Raw genomic sequence first — 17,723 nt, 5'->3', positions numbered from 1 at the left:
TTTTCGACCCCTCACACAGGGGGCCTCTAGGAGGATGGATTCATGACCGATCTCAACGACCAGTGGTTCGCTCGCGCCAAGGACGTCATCCCGGGTGGCGTGAACTCGCCCGTACGCGCGTACGGCTCCGTGGGTGGCACGCCGCGGTTCGTGCAGTCGGCCTCCGGCCCGCGGATCACGGATGCCGCGGGTCGCGAATACGTCGACCTCGTCGCCTCGTGGGGTCCGGCTCTGCTCGGCCATGCGCACCCCGAGGTGGTCGGGGCGGTGCAGTCCGCGGCATCCCGTGGTCTGTCCTTCGGTGCTCCGACGGGGGCCGAGGTCGAGCTCGCCGATCTCGTCGCGCAGCGCGTGCAGGTGGGCGATCTGAAGCCGATCGAGAAGGTGCGGCTGGTCTCGACCGGCACCGAGGCGACCATGACGGCGATCCGTCTCGCGCGCGGCGTGACCGGTCGCGACCTGCTGATCAAGTTCGCCGGGCATTACCACGGTCACTCCGACGGCCTGCTGGCCGCGGCGGGTTCGGGGGTCGCGACCCTCGCCCTGCCCGGGTCGGCCGGTGTTCCCGCGCCGATCGCCGCGCAGACGCTCGTGCTGCCCTACAACGACCTCGACGCGGTGCGCGAGGTGTTCGAGGTGCACGGCGAGAACATTGCCGCGATCATCGTCGAGGCGGCCTCGGCCAATATGGGCGTCGTTCCGCCGCTCCCCGGCTTCAACGCGGCGCTGGCCGACATCGCGCACAGCCACGGCGCACTGCTGATCATGGACGAGGTGCTGACCGGATTCCGCGTGCACCCCGCCGGCTTCTGGGGCCTGCAGGCGTCGCAGGGCGAGCGGTACCTGCCCGACATCCTCACTTACGGCAAGGTCATCGGCGGCGGCATGCCGCTGGCGGCCCTCGCCGGTCGCGCCGAGATCATGGACCACCTCGCGCCCCTTGGTCCGGTGTACCAGGCGGGGACGCTGTCGGGGAACCCGCTGTCGGTGGCCGCGGGTCTCGCCACGCTGCGGCTCGCGACTCCCGAGGTCTATGCGGCGGTCGACGCCGCGGCCGCGCAGGTGTCGGAGGCGCTGGACGCTGCGCTGACGGCCGAGGGCGTCGTGCACGCCGTGCCGCGCGCGGGCTCGCTGTTCGGTGTCGCGTTCCTGCCCGAGGTGCCTCTCGACTACGCCACGGCGCTCACGCAGCAGTCGTATCGGTACGCCCCGTTCTTCCACGCGATGCTGGATGCCGGTGTCTCGCTGCCCCCGAGTGTGTTCGAGGCCTGGTTCCTCACCGCCGCGCACGACGACGTCGCCCTCGACCGCGTGCTCGAGGCGCTGCCGGTCGCGGCGAAGGCGGCCGCGGAGGCGCTGGATCCGACGTTGCTGGCTCAGTAGCGGGGATCATCCTCGCGGAGGATACGTTTCGTCCTTTGCGATGATGCGCGGGGCAGGTGCGGCCGGAAGGCTGGAGTCATGCTTCCCGCACGCCCCGCGCCGTCCGCCATCTGGCAGCTGTTCTCGAGACTCGTGGCGTGGTGGCCGACGTCGATGGCACCTCGGCGCCGTCGCGCGACGTGGCAGCCGTGCCCGCGTGGTCAGGTCTGAGATCAGCGCCACGTCCAGCTGAGGAGAGCGGAGAGTGCCCGGATGCCGGCTTCGCCCACGTCGTCGCGCTCTGCAACGAGCGCGCGGGCGGTGCGGCCAGCCCACGCGGCCAGGTCTGTCGCGTCGTCGCCCGGGGTGATGGCATCGATTCGTTCGAGAAGGTCCTCGACGCGGGTGCGCAGGGCTCGGTCGGGGACGGCCTCGGGATGCCGGCCGGGGATGGCGGAGTCGTCGGCCCAGATGTATGCGGTGAGGGCGGTGTCGAGAATCATGGGTCCTCGCGAGAGGTCTAGAACGGGGAGGTTTGCGGCACCACGAAGGGCCAGCGCCATGTGAGGGCGTCCAGCGCGTCATCGGAGAGGCGGGGCATGATCAGCCCCAGACACGCTCGAACGCGACCGAGAAGCCCATCGTCGGCGGGCGCGACCTCGTGGAACACGAGCGACGCGGACCCGCGAACGAAAGCGGCCAGTACCGGCTCGAGGACTGGAAACTCTTTCGGGAACCGAGCCTCCGCACGGGTGACGTCGTCGATCGGTTCCGGCGTCACGCCCCACCCGGTGAAGAGCACGATCGCCTCGCTCAGCTGTGCGTCGTCGACCGCCGGGGAGGACGTGATCTGCTGCTCGGGGAAACGGGCCTGCGCCTCGAAGGCCGTAGCGGGGTTGTTGAACCTGCTGTTGCCTGTCCACCAGCTCTGACAATAGTCGCAGCGGTAAAGGAAATCATCGGGTGATGTTGCGACGAGGAAGGTGGGCTGAGCCTCGCGCATCGCCAGGTCGAGGCACGCGGGGCACCCGAGGGGTCTCGACTCCACGGGGTCACGTCCGTGGGAGAAGAACGGGCGCATCATGACTGCCTCGCCATGCGTGTGGGCACCTCAACTCGCCGTCCCTTGGCCGGCGGACTTCCCCTCGCGAAGTCGCCGCTCCATCCGCGCACGCTGTCGGTCGCCGCTCGCCAGCGCTTCCTGTTCGTCCGCGGCGGAGGAGGCGGGCGTTTCGCCCAGTCCCGGCTCCAGGTCCGACCACGCCCAGGCGCACGCCTCTTGCTCATCCGCGAATCGCATCTCCTGGCCGGCCGCATCCAGGACGGGGCGTGCGATGGTTCGGAGGTCACCACGTGTGACAGTCACCGTGCCATCGGGGTGCTGCACGAGGCAGAGGACCGTGGGAATGGGGCGTCCGTCGCGCGCCATCGAGACGATGTAGCGGACGGTCTCGGGTCCGACTCTCTCCCGGATGCGTGACTGCAGATGCTCGTAATTCAAAACCCTCGCTCTGGCGGGTTCGGCGGGACCGGGCGCCTGCCGCGTGACGACGACGCCCGGAAGCATGCTGTCGGTTTTTTCTGGAATGCTCGGCCGACTCCTGTAATCACCTTCCGCCTGGCGGCGGCGCAGGTTGTCCATGGCGGCTTGAGATTTCGCTCGATCCTCAGCGGACAGCCCGGGAGCTATCTCGTCGAAATCCTCCGTCGTCACCGTCCCAGAACGCTCGGCAGTTCCGCGTCGACGTGCGCGGTCCCCACCGCTCGAGGGCTCGACGACGTCGGAGAATCCATCCGGGAAGGGTACGGGATCCCCCTCAGCGCTCTTCACCCGAGAAACTCCGGGGAGCATAGACTCCGCCTTCCCAGGGATCGCGGGGCGATCGCGGTATTGCCCGGAGGCCTGCCGGCGCATCATCTGCTTGAGATTCTGCATCGTCTTCTCCTGCTCTTCAGGTTTCAGACCCGGTGCCATTCCATCTCGTTCGTTCACAGCACGAGTTCGGTTCGGGACTTCGCTCTCCCCGCCGGCTCGATGTCGAACCCGAGGTTCGAACCGGGGTTGACGACGAGGCCCTGCGTGGCCGGGGACTGCAGCAGCAGCTGACTCCCCGACATGGCGACGACGAACGGCGCAAGGTGGGCGACGCGCTCAGCCTCGTGAGGGGATGAGAAGACGGCCATCATCGAATGGTCGTGTTTCGGGAACAGCACGGGCTGAAGTCCGTGGACGTCTCTCCCGGATCCGCTCCGCTCGGAACGGAGAGCGTGCTCGCCGCGAACGTCCAGAGCCCCGACTGCATGGTGAGCTGGCCCGATCGCGCTGGGGCGGTTGCTGTCTCGAGCACTGAGGCCATCAGGAGTTTCCTCGATCCGCTGGGTGGCTTAGCCGACACGAGAGGGAGTCGATACGAGAGAACGCCTCTCGCGTCGATTCCAGCGCCTCCGTCAGAGTCCCAGAGTGCGCCGCAACTCTTCGTCGAAGTCGCGAGTGATGCGTTCGGATTCTGCCTTCTCTGCAGAAGTCAGGTGAACCCCTGGACGGTGATTCTTTCGCACCTGATCGAGGATGAAAGCGCACGCCTCGGATTCGGAGGGGAATCGCGCGAGTTCCGACCACTGTCCTCGATCTTGCACACCCACGACGAACATGGACGGCCCGTCCTCGCGAAGGATGAGGTCGCCCGTCACGGGATCGCCGTCGCCCACCCGTGGGTGCTGGGGACTCGAGACGCGGGCGGAGCCGAACTCCTCACGGAGCACACCACACAGCTGCTCGAAGGTCAGGTCTTGCATGCTCAGTTCTCGACTTTCGTGAGGTACCCGTGTTCCTCAAGCCATTGAACAGGCTTGGGAAGGTGGTACTGGACGCCCCCACCGGGTTGTTCAAACCAGGGCGCGATTTGGCCGGCGCGCGGCATCCCGGATTCTTCGTCGAAGGGTTTGGTCACCCGGTATTGGAAGTAGGGCTGCCCCACTGAGTCGGGCGGAATCGCACGCTCTGGGAACGGTGTACCGGCGGGCGAGGTGTACCGACCGTAGGGCTCGCCGTAGCGATCCATGACGTACCCCTCGGGGAGGTTCACTTCTTTCGGAGTCTTCCCCGCCGATAGGTCGAAGCCATCGTCCGGTGGATAGCGCCATCCGCCGGTCGATTTGTCGTAGTTGACGCTGTCGGGGTTCCAGTATTTGTCAACGAATTCTGATTCGGAAAGATCGCCGAATCGCCGGTAGGAGTCGGGGATGTTCGAATGCCCTGGGGTGGCATCTGTCACCTCCGAGGGCCCGAGGTGATCCGACGGGTTCCGAGCGACCGGAGGTGGATCTGGAAGCGGGGTGGTCGGCTCATGCGGGTGCGCGGAAGGGGCGTCGGCGCGAGGGGTGCCGCGGGGTGCGCGCCGCGGCACGCTTCCGAGCAGTCCGGCGCCCTTGCTCATCAGCGCCCGCAGCTCATTGAGAAGGTCCCCGAGCTTGCCGCACGAGCGCAGCAGGCCGGTGAGCTTGCCGCTGATCTTCGCGGTCCAGCTGGCGACGCGGGAGGAGACCTGGGAGATGATCCAGGGGGTGGCGATGCCGACGGTGACGACGGCTTCGGTGGCCCACGAGATGGCGGATCCGACGAGCTGGGAGAGGATGTCGCGGACGAGGTCGTGGACGACTTGGACGATGGTCGAGGCGATCTGCAGGCCGGTGGCCATGGCGCCGGCCCATTGGCCTGAGGCGCGGATGTGGGCGGCCGCGTCGGTTTGGAAGCGGCGGTAGGCGTCGATGGCTTCGCCGGCCATGTCGTCGAGGTCGCTGACGACACGGTCGAGGTAGTCGGCGGAGCTGTTGAGCTGGTTTTGGACGTTGGTCCAGGTCTGGGAGAACCCGGCGACGGCGCCGGCGTCTCCGGTCAGGTCGTTGAACCAGCCTTTGATGGGCTCGAAGTGATCGATCAGCCACCCGAGGCCGGCGGCGATGAGAGATCCGAGGGGGTCGATGGCGGTGGCGACGGTGTCGACGACCGTGCTGAAGGCCGCGAGGCCGCCTTCGACCCAGTTGCCGGACTCGATCGCGGATGCCAACTGCGTCCCCGAGTCCAGAAGCCCCGCCCCGCTGAACGGGGTCGCCGTGTCGACGGGACCGGCGACGAGCGCGTTGCTCACAGACCCGTCTCCAACGCACGGATCGATTCGAGGACCTTCTGCTCGTACGCGTCCATATCGCTTCCGACACCGACGATCTCGGTCGCGGAGCGGCGCACCATGTCTTCGGCGGCACCGATCAACGACCGAGCGGCGTCGGCCACCATCGTCGCGGGCGGCACGAGGAACGAACACAACACCCCGAACGCCTCGGCATTCAACCCGCCCGATGACCCGGCATCACGGGCGACGGAGATGTCGGATGCCACGGCGCTCAGCCGCGAGGCGTGCGAGCCGATCAGTTCGGAATCGACGGCGATACGGTCGGCCACGCGCGTCAGACCCGGAAACCCATGGGCTGCGACGGCGGCTCACGATCGAGCTCACCCGCGAGGTGATCGACGATCGGTGAATCAGCACCGAACGCGACCCGCGTGATCTCCAACGCCTGCTCACCCGCCAGCACCTGAGCGCGCCCCGCGGTCTCGGCGATCAGCTGCTCCAACGCGTCAGGACGCAGTTCGTACGCGGCGTCGGCGAGGCGGATACCGGCCAGACGTCCCGCCGCATCGACGGTCACCGTGACCTCGCGGCGCGGAGAGGTCGCCGACGCGCGAACAGCGTCGATGTCCGCCTGCACCTGCTGCGCTTGAGCTGCCCGAACCTGGGCTTCGGCCACTTGCTGCTCGATCCGGGCGATGGCCGCCTCGGCTTCACGAGAGGAGAAGAGGTCAGTCACTCGGGTGATGGTAGTCCCCGAGTCCATGACCTGGGTCAAAGATGTGAGAACTTTCATTTTCGCGCCGTTCGTGCTCACGCCGCCGGGGTGAGGCGGCTCACCGACGGCGCGCACTCCGCATCGGGTGGAAGACTGAACCAATGCTTCTCTCGCAGCCCCGTGTCGTCGTGCTCGCCGGTGGAGTCGGGGGGTCGAAGTTCACCCTCGGGGTCCGTGCCGCCCTTCGCCGGCTGAACGCTCCCGAGGCCACCGTCGTCGTCAACACGGGCGACGACCTGTGGCTCTCGGGCGTGCGGCTGCAGCCCGACGTCGACTCGATCACGTACGCCCTCGCGGGGGTGAACGACACCGAGCGCGGCTGGGGTCGGGCCGGCGACACCGAGCGCGTCAACGAAGAACTCCAGGCGTGGGGCGCGGGCTGGCCGTGGTTCACGCTCGGCGACCTCGACCTCGGCACTCACCTCGCCCGCACGGGGTGGCTGCGCGACGGCCTCACGCCGACCCAGGTGCTCACACGCATGGCGCAGCGGTGGCCGCTCGGCATCCGGATGCTCCCCATGACCGACAGCGAGGTCGACACCCATGTGCTGCTCGAGGACGGCGGACGCCTGCACTTCCAGGAGTGGTGGACGCGCCACCGCGCGAAGCTCACGCCCCGCGCCTTCGAGAACCCCGGGATCACGGATGCCGTGCCCGCACCGGGCGTCGCCGAGGCCATCGCGGGGGCCGATGTCGTCCTGATCGCGCCATCGAACCCCGTCGTGTCGATCGGTCCGATCCTGGCGGTTCTCGGGATTCGGGATGCCGTGCGGGAGACGTCGGCGAAGGTCGTCGGTGTCTCGCCGATCATCGGCGGGCGGGTCGTGCGCGGCATGGCCGACGTGTGCCTGAACGCGATCGGGGTCGAGACCTCGGCCGCGGCCGTCGCTCGGCACTACGGCGCACGATCGGCGGACGGTGTGCTCGACGCGTGGTTGCTCGCCGAAGAGGATGCGGCGTCGGCATCCGACGTCGAGGCCGCGGGTCTGCGCGCCGTCGTCGCGCCGCTGTGGATGCGCGACGAGGCGACGTCCGCCGCGATCGCGAAGGCGGCGCTGGGGGCCTGAGGCTCCGGCCCGGTCAGGCCGCAGCCGCGGCCAGCACCGCGGACGTCCGCGGACCCACGCCCAGCGCCACGGCCTCGGACAGCTGAGCCGCGGTGTCGACGTCGCGGTGCAGCGTCGAGTCGCGCTCGACGGCGAGGTCGGTACAGCCGAGCAGACGGTGGCGTGCGGCGGAGTCGGGGCCGAAGGCTGAGACCCACACCGCCCCGGCGCGGGCAGTGATCAGCGTGGAGCCGGTGCCCTCGGCATCCGGGACCAGACCTCGTTCGACGGATGCCGCGAGCTCGAGCGCGGCGTCGAGATCGGCGGGGCGCAGGGCCGGGACGTCGCCCAGCAGCGCGGCGCGCGGGGCGCCCACACCGGCCGCCTCGGCGCCGAGGGCGATGGCGGCGTCGAGGCCGCGGGTGTCGCCCTCGGTGACGACCTCGACGGTGCGCGAGCGGCGGAACTCGGAGCGGACACCCTCGTCGTCGGTCACGACGATCACGCGCGACACCAGATCGGCTGCGGCCGCCGCGGCGATCGTGTCGAGCGCGATCGCGCGCGCCAGGGCCTCGCGGTCGGTGCCCACGTCGGTGAGCCGGGTTTTGCCGACCGCGGCGGGCTTGACCGGCACGACGATCGTCCAGCCGGAGGTGTCAGGAATGCTCATCGCCTCCATTGTGTGCCGGGCATCCGACATTCCCGTGTGGGGGTGGCGGGGAGCCGCGAAACGTGCAGGCCCTGCCACCCCCACCGCCTCAGGCGAACCGCTTGCGCAGGCGCGGGAGGATCTCGTCGCCGTACATGCGCAGGAACTCCTCCTGGTCGTGCCCGGGGTCGTGGAAGACGAGGTGGCGGAAGCCGAGGTCGATGTACTGCGCGATGCGCTCCACGTGCTCGTCGGGGTCGGTCGAGACGATGAAGCGCGAGGCCGCGCGCTCGATCGGCAGCTCGTTCGCGAGGCGCTGCATCTCGATCGGGTCGTGCACGCTCATCTTCTCTTCGGCGGTGAGCGCCAGGGGAGCCCAGAAGCGAGTCTTCTCCAACGCGGTGTCGTGGTCGGGGTGGTACGACACCTTCACCTCCATGAGCGTGTCGACGTCGTCGCGCGAACGCCCGGCCTTCGACAGGCCGTCGTCGAGGGCGGGCAGCAGCTTCTCGGTGTAGAGCTCGGGATCCTTGCCGCTCGTCGTGATGTAGCCCTCGGCGATGCGGCCGGCCAGGCGCGTGGCCGCGGGACCCGAGGCGCCGATGTAGATCGGCACCTTCTGCTCGGGGCGGTCGTAGATCGTGGCGTCCTTGACCGAGTAGTAGGTGCCCTCGTAGGTGACGCGCTCGCCGGCCCACAGCTCGTTGATGATCGTGATGGCCTCTTTGAGGCGCTGGAAGCGCTCGGGCGGCTCGGGCCACTCGAGGCCCAGTGTCACCTCGTTGAGCGCCTCGCCGGTGCCGACGCCCAGCACGACGCGGCCCGGGTACATCACGCCGAGGGTCGCGAACACCTGCGCGATGACGCCCGGGTGGTAGCGGAACGTCGGGGTGAGCACGCTCGTGCCGATGATGACGCGCTCGGTGCGCGCACCCAGCGCGCCGAGCCAGGGGAGGGCATTGGGGGCGTGGCCGCCGTCGTGCATCCACGGCTGCAGGTGGTCGGAGAGGAAGACGGAGTCGAAGCCGACCTCCTCGGCCAGCACGCCGAAATCGAGCAGCTCGTTGGGCCCGAACTGCTCGCTCGAGGCCTTGTAGCCGAATCTCAGGGGAACGCTCATCTGTGACTCCTCCAGTGTCAGCTGCGCACGGGGCTGTGCGCGGGTTCGAACTCCGACCCGTCGGCGCCGGTGAGGCGCTCGCGGAACGCTTGCACGGTGCCCGGCCACAGCAGGGTGAGCCGGCCCGAGCGGGAATCGACGTACCAGTTGCGGCAGCCGCCGGTCATCCAGGGGGTGGATGCCGCGGCGGCGTCGATCTCGTCGGTATAGGCGGCCTCGGCCTCGGGGCGCACGCGCAGCACCCGCTCGGGGCGGCGGTCGCGTTCGGCGAGGGCGCGCACCACGTAGGCGGACTGCTCTTCGGCCATGAGCACGGCGGAGTTGTGGCCGAGGCTCGCGTTGGGGCCGTTGAGCACGAAGAGGTTGGGGAAGCCGGCGACGACCGTCGACCCGAACGAGGTCATGCCCTCGGACCAGTGCTCGGCGAGGGTCTCGTCGTCACCGCGCACGAGGTCGGCGTACGGCTGCTTGGCCGCGGCGAAGCCGGTCGCGAGCACGAGCACGTCGGCCTCGTACCGCTCGCCGCTCGCGGCGGTCAGGGTCGAGCCGTCGACCGCGGCGAGCTCCGTGGGTTCGAGGGTCACGGCATCCGACGCCACCGCCGGGTAGAACGCGTCGGAGAGCAGCACGCGCTTGCAGCCGAAGGCGTAGTCGGGGGTGAGCGCGGCGCGCAGAGCGGGATCCGTGACCTGCGCGTGCAGGTGGGCGAGGGCGGCATCGCGGGCGGCGGCGGATGCCGCGGCGTCGCCCGAACGCGAGGCGAAACGCTGCTCGCCCTCGGCGTAGAGCTCCGCCCGCAGGCGCGCGAGGGCACCGGGGCTGTCGGCGAGACGTTCGCGCTCGGGGACGGGGATGTCACCGCCACCGCGGGGGACGATCCACGCCGGGGTGCGCTGGAAGAGCGTCACGTGGGCGGCGAGACGCGCGAGCTCGGGCACGAGCTGCACGGCGCTCGCCCCGGTGCCCACGACGGCCACCCTCTTACCGGTGAGGTCGATGTCGTGGTTCCACCGCGCGGAGTGGAACAGCGGCCCCGCGAACGACTCCAGCCCGGGGATCGAGGGGACGAACGGCTCGGTCAGGCGACCGCACGCGAGCACGAGCGAGCGGGCGACGAGCTCTTCCGCGCCGGTGTCGATGTGCCACACCGACGTCTCGACGTCCCACGCGGCGCCCAGCATCGGGGTGCGCAACCGCAGCTTGTCGCCGAGCTCTTCGCGGTCGGCGACGTCGCGCAGGTAGTCCTGGATCTCGCCGCCCGGGGCGAAGGTGCGCGACCAGCCCGCGTTGGGGTGTGCGGCGAGGCTGTAGAGGTGCGCGGGCACGTCGCACGCGACTCCGGGGTAGGTGTTGTCGCGCCACGTTCCGCCGACGTCGGCCGCGCGTTCGAGCACGATCACGTCGTCGCGGCCGGCTCGCCGCAAGGCTCCGACCATTGCGAGGCCCGCGAAGCCCGCCCCGACCACGACGGTGTCGATGATCCTCATGCGGGGTGCCCGTCGCCGGGTCGGGGTGCGACCCGGTAGTCGGTGGTCCGCAGTCGGAACGGCCGCATGAGGCTCCGTGCGATGCGCTCGGCGGCCGCGACCGGCAGTTCGAGGCCCTGCTCGATGCCGGTGTCGGGCAGCACCCGACCGTCGTAGAGCGTGCCGCCGAGGTCATCGCCGCCCGAGCGCAGCAGCACGGCCGCGGCCTCGCGTCCGACCCGGGTCCACGGGATCTGCACGTGCGAGATGCTCCCCGACAGCGCGAGGCGCGACACGGCGACCATCGCGCGATGCTCGTCGATCGGGCTGCGACCCTCGACCAGGGCCACGTCTCCGCCGGGAAGGGGGATCGGCACGAACTCCGCGAAGCCGCGGGTCTCGGCCTGGATCTCGCGCAGGCGTCGCAGGTGCGCGATGCGCTCCGCGGCGGTCTCGACGTGCCCGTAGAACAGCACGGAGGTCGAACGGAAGCCCGCGCGGTGCGCCGCGGTGATGCCCTCGATCCAGCGATCGATCTCGAGGTCGCCGGGGGCGACGAGGGCGCGCACGCGCTCACTGAGGAGCTTCACGCCCGTGCCGGGCACGCTGTCGACACCCGCATCGCGCATCGCCGCGAGTGCGCCGTCGAGTCCGAATCCGCCGCGGTCGGCGAGGTCGCGCACGTCGAGCGGTCGGTACGCGTGCACGTGGATGCCGGGAGCCCCGCGCTTCACCGCCCGCACGAGGTCGAGGTAGCCCGAGGGGTCTTCGTCGGGCCGCAGCGCCCCCTGGATGCAGATCTCGGTCGCGCCGAGCGCGGCGGCATCCGCGGCGATCTCGGTGGCGTCGTCGAGGTCGAACTCTCCCGCGCTCCCCCGACCCGTGCGACGGAACCCGGTCGAGGTGAGGTTGCGGTTCTGCACGAGGGTGACGGGCTCGCCGACCGTGTAGCGGCGTGCGTCGTCGGCGGCGGCGGTGAGCTCGTCGAGCTCGGCGCCGGTGGCGCGAAGCAGTCGGACCCAATCGTCGTCGCCGAGGTCGAGAGGGGCGGATGCCGCCCGCTCGGCCAGACGCTTCACGCCGGGGTCGACGGCACGTGCGCCGGGCGTCATCACCGAGGCCGGTGCCGCCGCGGGCTTCACGTCGGCCGCGAGTCCCGTGGCATCCGCCAATGCCCGAACAGGAGCGTGCAGAGCGGAGTCGATCCAGCGCTCGGCGCCGCCCACGTACTCGGGGTGCGCGGTCAGGCGTTCGCGCAGGACGTATCCCTGCGCCGCGGTCTGCGCGGCCAGGTCGTCGATCTGCGGCCACGGGCGCTCGGGGTTGACGTGGTCGGCTGTCAGGGGCGAGACGCCGCCCCAGTCGTCGATACCCGCGTCAATCAGCAGGCTCAGCTCGCGCGGGTCGGAGAGGTTCGGCGGCACCTGGATGCGCATGTCGGCGCCGAACACGAGTCGCGCGACGGCGACCGCGGCGAGGTAGTCGTGCATGTCGGCATCCGGAGCGCCCTGCATCGCCGTGCGGGGCTTCGCGCGGAAGTTCTGCACGATGACCTCTTGCACGTGGCCGTGGCGATCGTCGATCTCGCGCAGGGCCACCAGTGATTCGGCGCGGTCGCGCACGGTCTCGCCGATACCGACGAGGATGCCGGTCGTGAACGGGATGCCGGCAGCCCCGGCGTCGTCGATGACCTTCAGTCGCAGTGCGGGGTCTTTGTCGGGCGAGCCGAAGTGCACCTGGCCGGGCTCCTCGTAGAGGCGACGCGAGGTGGTCTCGAGCATCATGCCCATCGACGGGGAGACGGGGCGCAGGGCGGCGAGCTCGTCGGGGTGCATGACGCCGGGGTTGGCGTGCACGAGCATGCCGGTCTCGGCGGTGATGAGCCGGGCGATGCGCGCGACGTAGTCGATGGTCGAGGCGAAGCCGTGCTCGTCGAGCCACGCGCGGGCCTCGGGCCAGCGCTCTTCGGGGCGGTCGCCGAGGGTCAGCAGCGCCTCTTTGCAGCCCATCGCCTGCCCCTGGCGCACGACGGTGAGCACCTGCTCCGGGCTCATGTACGCGGGCTTCCGCAGCAGGGCGAGCTGGCCGGGGGTGTCGACGAACACGCAGTAATGGCAGCGATCGCGGCAGAGGGTCGTGAGCGGCACGAAGACCTTGCGCGAGTACGTGATGACACGGGGCCGGCCGGCGTGCTCGAGCCCTTCGTCGCGCAGCGCCGACGCCACGCGGAAGAGCGCGGGGAGCGGAGCGTGCAGGAGCGCCTCGGTCTCGTCGACGTCGGGGCGGTGCCCCGCCGCGATCGCGGTCAGGAGATCGTCGATCGACGCGCCTCGGGCCGGTGCGACTCGCGGCGCAACGCTGCCCGTGCTCATTGGTCAAGGCTATCCCGCGGCTCCGACATCCGGGCCGTGACGGTGGACGGCTACTGATCGTTGCGGTCCTGTGAGGTGAGAGGCCCGTTCGCCCCGCCCGACGCTGGCAGGATGGAACACATGGTGACCCTGCTGCTCGATTCGACGCAGCTCGAGGTCGTGCTCTCGCCGACCGAGCGTGCGCTGTCCTTCCGCAAGAGCAACATCGTCGTTCCCCGTGAGCACATCGAACGGGTGCAGCTCACCGACGACGCGTGGACGTGGATCCGAGGCGTGCCGAATCCCGGTATCAATCTCCCCGTCGCCCTCGGAGCGGGCACCTGGAAGTCCGCCGGAGGCAACGACTTCGTCATCATCCGCGGTCGCAAGCCGAGCGTCGTGATCGACCTCTCCGGTCACGAGGAGTTCGAGCGCCTGGTGCTGACGACGAAGCACGGGGTCGCCCTGCTCAAGGCGCTGCGCCTCGACGTGGCATCCGAGCCCGAGAACGTCGCCGACATCGTGAGCTGACCAGCGCCGTCTACGACGTGAACTGCACCACGGTGTCCCACGCGAGCTTCACGATCAGGATCGACAGCGTCACGAGGAACACGATCCGCACGAACCCGCTGCCGCGTCGCGTCGCCATGTGAGCGCCGATGAAGCCGCCGGTGATGTTCATGACGGCCATCGCGAGCCCCAGCACGAGAAGGATCTCGCCGTGCACCCCGTACACCGCGAGAGCGGCGAGGTTGGTGGTGAGGTTGGCGATCTTGGCGTTGACGCTCGCCTGCAAGAAGCCGTACCCCAGCACGCTCACGATGAGGATGACGAAGAACGAGCCGGTACCCGGACCCAGGATGCCGTCGTAGAACCCGACCGCGAGACCGATCGCCGCCGCACGCCAGGCGATGGCCGTCGCCTTGTCGTGCCGGGGCTCGTGGTGCAGGCCCATCTGCGGCTTGAACAGCGTGTAGAGCGCGACGGCGATCACCGCGACGAGGACGATCGGGGTCAGCACCTCACGAGGGACGAATCGCGAGAGCGCCGCGCCGACCGTGGAGCCCGCGTACGCCCCCGCCACCAGGGGGATCAGCAGAACGAGCTGCACGCGGATCTTGCGCAGGTACACCCAGCTGGCCGACAGCGTCCCGAAGAACGACGACAACTTGTTGGTGCCGAGGATGAACGGGGTCGCGACGTCCTTCGGGACGGCGATGACCAGCGCGGGGAGCTGGATGAGACCGCCCCCGCCGACGACCGCGTCGACCCAGCCGGCGACCCCCGCGGCGATCAGCAGCAGCAGGAGGGCCGCCACCGAGACGGGGAGCCACTCGGCGATCACCGGTCCATCGAGCACGGTTGATTCTCACCGACCCGGGCGGGGCGACCAAATGCACGGACGCCGCGCGCAGCGGACGCGCTCAGTCGATGTCGCGACGCCAGGTGGTGAAGAGGCCGATGACGAGGAAGACGACGGCGTAGCCGAGCAGCACGAGTCCGCCCGCCCACCACTCGAGCGCACTGTTGTTCCCGGTGCCCATGGTGCCGAAGATCGTCTGCCCCACCAGCGCGTCGCTCGCGGCGCTCGGGAACCACTTGACCACGTCGCCGAACCCCTCGACGAGGCCGCCGATGGTGCGGACGATCGGTTCGATGAACAGCGTGACGGCGAGCACGATGACGATCGCAGCGACCTGGTTGCGGACGACCGTTCCGACGCCGATGCCGACGAGGGCCCACAGGGCGAAGGCGAGCAGCATGCGTCCGATGAGCACCCAGGTGTCGGATTGCCCGAGTTCCGAGTCGATGCCGAAGATGCTCAGCACGCCCGCCCCGGCGGCGACCGCGGCGATCGAGCCCAGGATGCCGTAGAGCAGGCCGACCACGATGCCGACGATGAACTTGCCCACGAGGACGACACCGCGACGGGGAGTCGAGAGAAAGGTCGGCGTCAGCGTCTTATGACGGAACTCGGTGGTGACCATGAGGGTGCCGATGAGCAACGGGAAGACGTAGCCGACCGCCGTGGCGGAGCTGTAGACGAGGGCCGGAACACCCTCGCTCGACATCGCGGGGCCGTTCGCTCCGGTCAGCTCGCCGGAGGCGACGCCGCCGAACACGAACGCGAGGGCGGCGGCGGTGAAGCCGACGTAGGCGACCAGGACGATCGCGAGCACCCACCAGCCGACGGTGGTGAACTGCTTGGTGTACTCCGAGCGCGTGGCGGCGACGAGACTCATCGCGGCACCTCCTGGTCGAGGGGCTGGTCGAAGGGTCGGTCCGCGGCCCGGTCGTCGTGGCCGGCGGGCGAGACGATGTCGATCACCCCGGTCGACGCGACGGCGTACGACTGCCGCGGACCCGCCTCGGGGGCCTCCGGCGCGCTGCGCACCGTGCGCGGCGGAGTCATGACCGCGACGAGGGCGGTCGAGGGCCGCGCTTCGTCGGGACCGGGTGCGTCGGAGGAGAGCGCGTCGTGACTCACCGCGGGGGCCGGTGCGCCGGTGGGAGCAGGGAAGGCGTCGAGGTTCGTGGTGGACGGCGGGGTCTCGGCATCCGGGGCGGGCTCGGACGGGGCGGCCGCACCCGCGCTCTCGTGCACGCGCACCCCGCTGACCAGTTCGAGGAAGATGTCCTCGAGGCTCGCGCCCTTGCTCTGCAGGTTCGACAGGGCGATCCCCGCACCCGCGGCGAGGCCGCCGATCTCGACGGGATCGTGGTGACGGATCGTGAAGCCGTTACGGAGCAGCTGGTACTCGATGCCGCGCTCGTCGAGCACGCGCGACAGACCCGCGCGATCGGGCGAGTCGACCACGGTGGCGTATTCGTCGGGGTCGGCGAGGTCTTCGATGCCGCCCTGGAACACCAGGCGGCCGCGCGAGATGATCAGCAGCGCGTCGACCGTCTGCTGCACCTCGGCGAGGAGGTGCGACGAGATGAGGACCGTGCGACCCTCTTCGGCGAGGTGCCGCAGGAGCGAGCGCATCCACCGGATGCCCTCGGGATCGAGGCCGTTCGAGGGCTCGTCGAGCACGACGACACCCGGGTCGCCGAGGAGCGCCGTGGCGAGTCCGAGACGCTGGCGCATGCCGAGCGAGAAGCCGCCGACCCGTCGACCGGCGACATCGGCGAGCCCGACCAGGCCGAGTACTTCGTCGACGCGGGAGGTCCGCAGGCCCGCCGCGCGCGCGTAGACCTTGAGGTGGTTCGCGGCCGAGCGTCCGGGGTGGAAGCTCGAGGCCTCGAGGGCCGCGCCCACCGTCTGCAGCGGAGAGGTGAGCTCGCTGAAGTGCTTGCCGCCGATCGTCGCCGTGCCCGACGTGGGGCGGACGAGGCCCAGCAGCATGCGCAGCGAGGTGGTCTTGCCGGCGCCGTTGGGACCGAGGAAGCCCGTGACCTGTCCGGGTTCGATCCGGGCCGAGAGATCGTCGACGGCGGAGATCGAGCCGAAACGTTTGGTGAGCCCGGCGAGCTCCAGCACCTGTCCGTCGGGCATACGGCACCTTTCGTTCTGCGTGCGTTCTTCCCATCTTCCCCGATCCGGGGGCGAAAACACAGTCATCCACAGCCGAGGGCGCGGCGAACCGCCTGTGTAACGTGGCACCGTGCACGCACAGCGAACCGAAGACCTCAGCGCCGGCGACACCGCCGCAGACAGCGTCCTGGTCGGAGGCCGTGGCGGCCTCGGTCATCTGACGCTGAATCGCCCGCGGGCCATCAACGCCCTCGACCTCGAGATGATCCGCGCCCTCCACGTGACGCTCGATCGCTGGGAGCGCGACACCGACGTCGACGTGGTGCTCCTCGACGGGGCGGGGGAGCGCGGTTTCTGCGCCGGTGGCGACGTGCGCGCGCTGCACGAGATGGTCACGGCGGGTCGGGTCGACGAGGTGCACGCCTTCTTCCGCGAGGAGTACGCGCTCGATCACCGCATCGCGATCTCGCGCAAGCCCGTCATCGCGATCGCCGACGGCGTCTGCATGGGCGGAGGGATCGGCTTGGCCGGTCACGCGGCCATCCGCATCGTGACGGAGCGCTCGAAGCTCGCCATGCCCGAGACCCGCATCGGCTTCACCCCCGACGTGGGCGGATCGTGGCTGTTGGGGCGGGCCCCCGGCCGTCTCGGCGAATACCTCGCCCTCACGGGAGGGACGATGGATGCCGCGGACGCGGTGTACGCCGGCTTCGCCGACCACATGGTGCCGACCGCGCACCTCGAGGCGCTGTACGAGGCGCTCGAGAACCGCGCCGACCCGTCGAGTCCCACCGAGCTGGTGCTGCTGTTCGACGAGACCCCGGAGCGGTCGCGACTCGAGGACGCGCGGGAGTGGGTCGATGACGCTTTCGCCGCCGAGGACGTGCCCGGCATCGTGGATCGCCTGCGCGCGCGACCCGAGCCCGAAGCGCGCGAGACCGCCGAGGTGCTGGCGTCGTCGGCGCCGACCGCGCTCGCCGTGACGCTCGAGGCCGTGCGTCGCGCTCGCGAGCTGCCCTCGCTGCGCGCCGCTCTCGCCCAGGAATACGGCCTGGTCATGTGGTTCGCGTTCACGCAACCCGACCTGGTCGAGGGGATCCGCGCCCAGGTGGTCGACAAGGACCGGTCGCCGTCGTGGTCGCCTGCGCGCCTCGAGGACCTCCCTGCCGAGCGCGTCGCCGAAGCCTTCGCGTATGCGCCGGAGCCCGCGCTCTGGTGACAGCGCCGTCGCGTCCGCGAGATGTGACCGTGCTCCGGCGACCGCGACCTGACCTCGCCGTCCGGGCCGCACTCAGCCGCAGCGGGTTAGCCTGAGAGGCGCCGCGTCCTCGCGGCAGAACGGATGA

The 17,723-nt window shown here is 70.1% G+C and carries 19 protein-coding genes; 4 read left to right on the top strand and 15 right to left on the bottom strand.

The window, feature by feature from the left end:
- Positions 1–42: 42 nt before the first annotated feature.
- Positions 43–1,383, top strand: coding sequence for a glutamate-1-semialdehyde 2,1-aminomutase (gene hemL, locus ASE56_RS02430; protein WP_056224609.1), 1,341 nt, complete (start codon positions 43–45; stop codon positions 1,381–1,383).
- A gap of 212 nt (positions 1,384–1,595) precedes the next feature.
- Here the strand turns inward: hemL and ASE56_RS02425 are convergent, their stop codons facing one another.
- The 8 genes from ASE56_RS02425 to ASE56_RS02390 form a co-directional block, all read right to left on the bottom strand.
- Positions 1,596–1,865, bottom strand: coding sequence for a hypothetical protein (locus ASE56_RS02425; RefSeq protein WP_056224608.1), 270 nt, complete (start codon positions 1,863–1,865; stop codon positions 1,596–1,598).
- Between the two features lie 17 nt (positions 1,866–1,882).
- Positions 1,883–2,410 (bottom strand): hypothetical protein, encoded by a 528-nt coding sequence (locus tag ASE56_RS02420; RefSeq protein ID WP_156371580.1) that lies wholly within the window; start codon positions 2,408–2,410, stop codon positions 1,883–1,885.
- A gap of 63 nt (positions 2,411–2,473) precedes the next feature.
- Positions 2,474–3,337, bottom strand: coding sequence for a hypothetical protein (locus tag ASE56_RS02415; protein ID WP_056224603.1), 864 nt, complete (start codon positions 3,335–3,337; stop codon positions 2,474–2,476).
- A gap of 14 nt (positions 3,338–3,351) precedes the next feature.
- Positions 3,352–3,576, bottom strand: coding sequence for an SseB family protein (locus ASE56_RS02410; RefSeq protein ID WP_056224601.1), 225 nt, complete (start codon positions 3,574–3,576; stop codon positions 3,352–3,354).
- 234 nt (positions 3,577–3,810) lie between these two features.
- Positions 3,811–4,158, bottom strand: a complete 348-nt coding sequence (locus ASE56_RS02405; RefSeq protein ID WP_056224599.1) for a hypothetical protein — start codon at positions 4,156–4,158, stop codon at positions 3,811–3,813.
- Positions 4,159–4,160: 2 nt separating this feature from the next.
- Positions 4,161–5,510, bottom strand: coding sequence for a TNT domain-containing protein (locus tag ASE56_RS02400; RefSeq protein ID WP_056224597.1), 1,350 nt, complete (start codon positions 5,508–5,510; stop codon positions 4,161–4,163).
- Positions 5,507–5,821: a hypothetical protein gene (locus ASE56_RS02395; RefSeq protein ID WP_056224595.1), complete on the bottom strand. Its 315-nt coding sequence runs from the start codon at positions 5,819–5,821 to the stop codon at positions 5,507–5,509. The genes ASE56_RS02400 and ASE56_RS02395 overlap by 4 nt, the downstream gene beginning before the upstream one ends.
- A 5-nt stretch (positions 5,822–5,826) precedes the next feature.
- A complete protein-coding gene (locus ASE56_RS02390) occupies positions 5,827–6,228 on the bottom strand; it encodes a YbaB/EbfC family nucleoid-associated protein (protein ID WP_235556909.1) in 402 nt (133 codons plus the stop codon).
- 140 nt (positions 6,229–6,368) lie between these two features.
- Between ASE56_RS02390 and cofD the strand changes: the two genes are divergently transcribed.
- A complete protein-coding gene (gene cofD / locus ASE56_RS02385; RefSeq protein ID WP_056224592.1) occupies positions 6,369–7,334 on the top strand; it encodes a 2-phospho-L-lactate transferase in 966 nt (321 codons plus the stop codon).
- Positions 7,335–7,347: 13 nt separating this feature from the next.
- On the opposite strand, the gene cofC is transcribed toward cofD, so the two are convergent.
- The 4 genes from cofC to cofG form a co-directional block, all read right to left on the bottom strand.
- A complete protein-coding gene (gene cofC, locus ASE56_RS02380) occupies positions 7,348–7,983 on the bottom strand; it encodes a 2-phospho-L-lactate guanylyltransferase (RefSeq protein ID WP_056228053.1) in 636 nt (211 codons plus the stop codon).
- A gap of 88 nt (positions 7,984–8,071) precedes the next feature.
- Positions 8,072–9,082 carry a glucose-6-phosphate dehydrogenase (coenzyme-F420) gene (gene fgd, locus ASE56_RS02375; RefSeq protein WP_056224590.1) on the bottom strand — a complete coding sequence of 337 codons (1,011 nt, stop codon included), beginning with the start codon at positions 9,080–9,082 and terminating at the stop codon, positions 8,072–8,074.
- Positions 9,083–9,099: 17 nt separating this feature from the next.
- Positions 9,100–10,569 carry an NAD(P)/FAD-dependent oxidoreductase gene (locus tag ASE56_RS02370; RefSeq protein ID WP_056224588.1) on the bottom strand — a complete coding sequence of 490 codons (1,470 nt, stop codon included), beginning with the start codon at positions 10,567–10,569 and terminating at the stop codon, positions 9,100–9,102.
- Positions 10,566–12,920: a 7,8-didemethyl-8-hydroxy-5-deazariboflavin synthase CofG gene (cofG, locus tag ASE56_RS02365; RefSeq protein ID WP_056224586.1), complete on the bottom strand. Its 2,355-nt coding sequence runs from the start codon at positions 12,918–12,920 to the stop codon at positions 10,566–10,568. The genes ASE56_RS02370 and cofG overlap by 4 nt, the downstream gene beginning before the upstream one ends.
- A gap of 120 nt (positions 12,921–13,040) precedes the next feature.
- Between cofG and ASE56_RS02360 the strand changes: the two genes are divergently transcribed.
- Entirely contained in the window at positions 13,041–13,430 is a 390-nt protein-coding gene (locus tag ASE56_RS02360) for a hypothetical protein (protein ID WP_056224584.1), read from the top strand.
- Between the two features lie 10 nt (positions 13,431–13,440).
- Here the strand turns inward: ASE56_RS02360 and ASE56_RS02355 are convergent, their stop codons facing one another.
- The 3 genes from ASE56_RS02355 to ASE56_RS02345 all read right to left on the bottom strand — a co-directional run bounded on the left by ASE56_RS02355 (position 13,441) and on the right by ASE56_RS02345 (position 16,398).
- Positions 13,441–14,259: a TSUP family transporter gene (locus tag ASE56_RS02355; protein ID WP_056224583.1), complete on the bottom strand. Its 819-nt coding sequence runs from the start codon at positions 14,257–14,259 to the stop codon at positions 13,441–13,443.
- A 64-nt stretch (positions 14,260–14,323) separates the two neighbouring features.
- Positions 14,324–15,142 carry an ABC transporter permease subunit gene (locus ASE56_RS02350; protein ID WP_056224581.1) on the bottom strand — a complete coding sequence of 273 codons (819 nt, stop codon included), beginning with the start codon at positions 15,140–15,142 and terminating at the stop codon, positions 14,324–14,326.
- The gene (locus ASE56_RS02345) at positions 15,139–16,398 is read right to left on the bottom strand and encodes an ABC transporter ATP-binding protein (RefSeq protein ID WP_056224579.1); all 1,260 of its coding nucleotides are present in this window, start codon (positions 16,396–16,398) and stop codon (positions 15,139–15,141) included. The genes ASE56_RS02350 and ASE56_RS02345 overlap by 4 nt, the downstream gene beginning before the upstream one ends.
- Before the next feature lie 109 nt (positions 16,399–16,507).
- Here ASE56_RS02345 and ASE56_RS02340 point away from each other — a divergent pair, with 109 nt between their 5' ends.
- The gene (locus ASE56_RS02340; RefSeq protein ID WP_056224577.1) at positions 16,508–17,596 is read left to right on the top strand and encodes an enoyl-CoA hydratase/isomerase family protein; all 1,089 of its coding nucleotides are present in this window, start codon (positions 16,508–16,510) and stop codon (positions 17,594–17,596) included.
- Positions 17,597–17,723 lie beyond the last annotated feature (127 nt).

The organism is Microbacterium sp. Leaf203, assembly GCF_001421275.1.
Lineage (GTDB): Bacteria > Actinomycetota > Actinomycetes > Actinomycetales > Microbacteriaceae > Microbacterium > Microbacterium testaceum_A.
Note: the sequence above shows the minus strand (reverse complement) of the source record. Positions and strands in the feature narration are given on the sequence as shown.

Bases quoted from the DNA above. Each gene is read 5' to 3' on its own strand.
- ASE56_RS02370 (WP_056224588.1), bottom strand. From the start codon at position 10,569: ATGAGGATCATCGACACCGTCGTGGTCGGGGCGGGCTTCGCGGGCCTC.
- fgd (WP_056224590.1), bottom strand. From the start codon at position 9,082: ATGAGCGTTCCCCTGAGATTCGGCTACAAGGCCTCGAGCGAGCAGTTC.
- cofG (WP_056224586.1), bottom strand. From the start codon at position 12,920: ATGAGCACGGGCAGCGTTGCGCCGCGAGTCGCACCGGCCCGAGGCGCG.
- cofC (WP_056228053.1), bottom strand. From the start codon at position 7,983: ATGAGCATTCCTGACACCTCCGGCTGGACGATCGTCGTGCCGGTCAAG.
- ASE56_RS02345 (WP_056224579.1), bottom strand. From the start codon at position 16,398: ATGCCCGACGGACAGGTGCTGGAGCTCGCCGGGCTCACCAAACGTTTC.
- ASE56_RS02415 (WP_056224603.1), bottom strand. From the start codon at position 3,337: ATGGCACCGGGTCTGAAACCTGAAGAGCAGGAGAAGACGATGCAGAAT.
- ASE56_RS02425 (WP_056224608.1), bottom strand. From the start codon at position 1,865: ATGATTCTCGACACCGCCCTCACCGCATACATCTGGGCCGACGACTCC.
- ASE56_RS02405 (WP_056224599.1), bottom strand. From the start codon at position 4,158: ATGCAAGACCTGACCTTCGAGCAGCTGTGTGGTGTGCTCCGTGAGGAG.
- ASE56_RS02360 (WP_056224584.1), top strand. From the start codon at position 13,041: ATGGTGACCCTGCTGCTCGATTCGACGCAGCTCGAGGTCGTGCTCTCG.
- cofD (WP_056224592.1), top strand. From the start codon at position 6,369: ATGCTTCTCTCGCAGCCCCGTGTCGTCGTGCTCGCCGGTGGAGTCGGG.
- hemL (WP_056224609.1), top strand. From the start codon at position 43: ATGACCGATCTCAACGACCAGTGGTTCGCTCGCGCCAAGGACGTCATC.
- ASE56_RS02350 (WP_056224581.1), bottom strand. From the start codon at position 15,142: ATGAGTCTCGTCGCCGCCACGCGCTCGGAGTACACCAAGCAGTTCACC.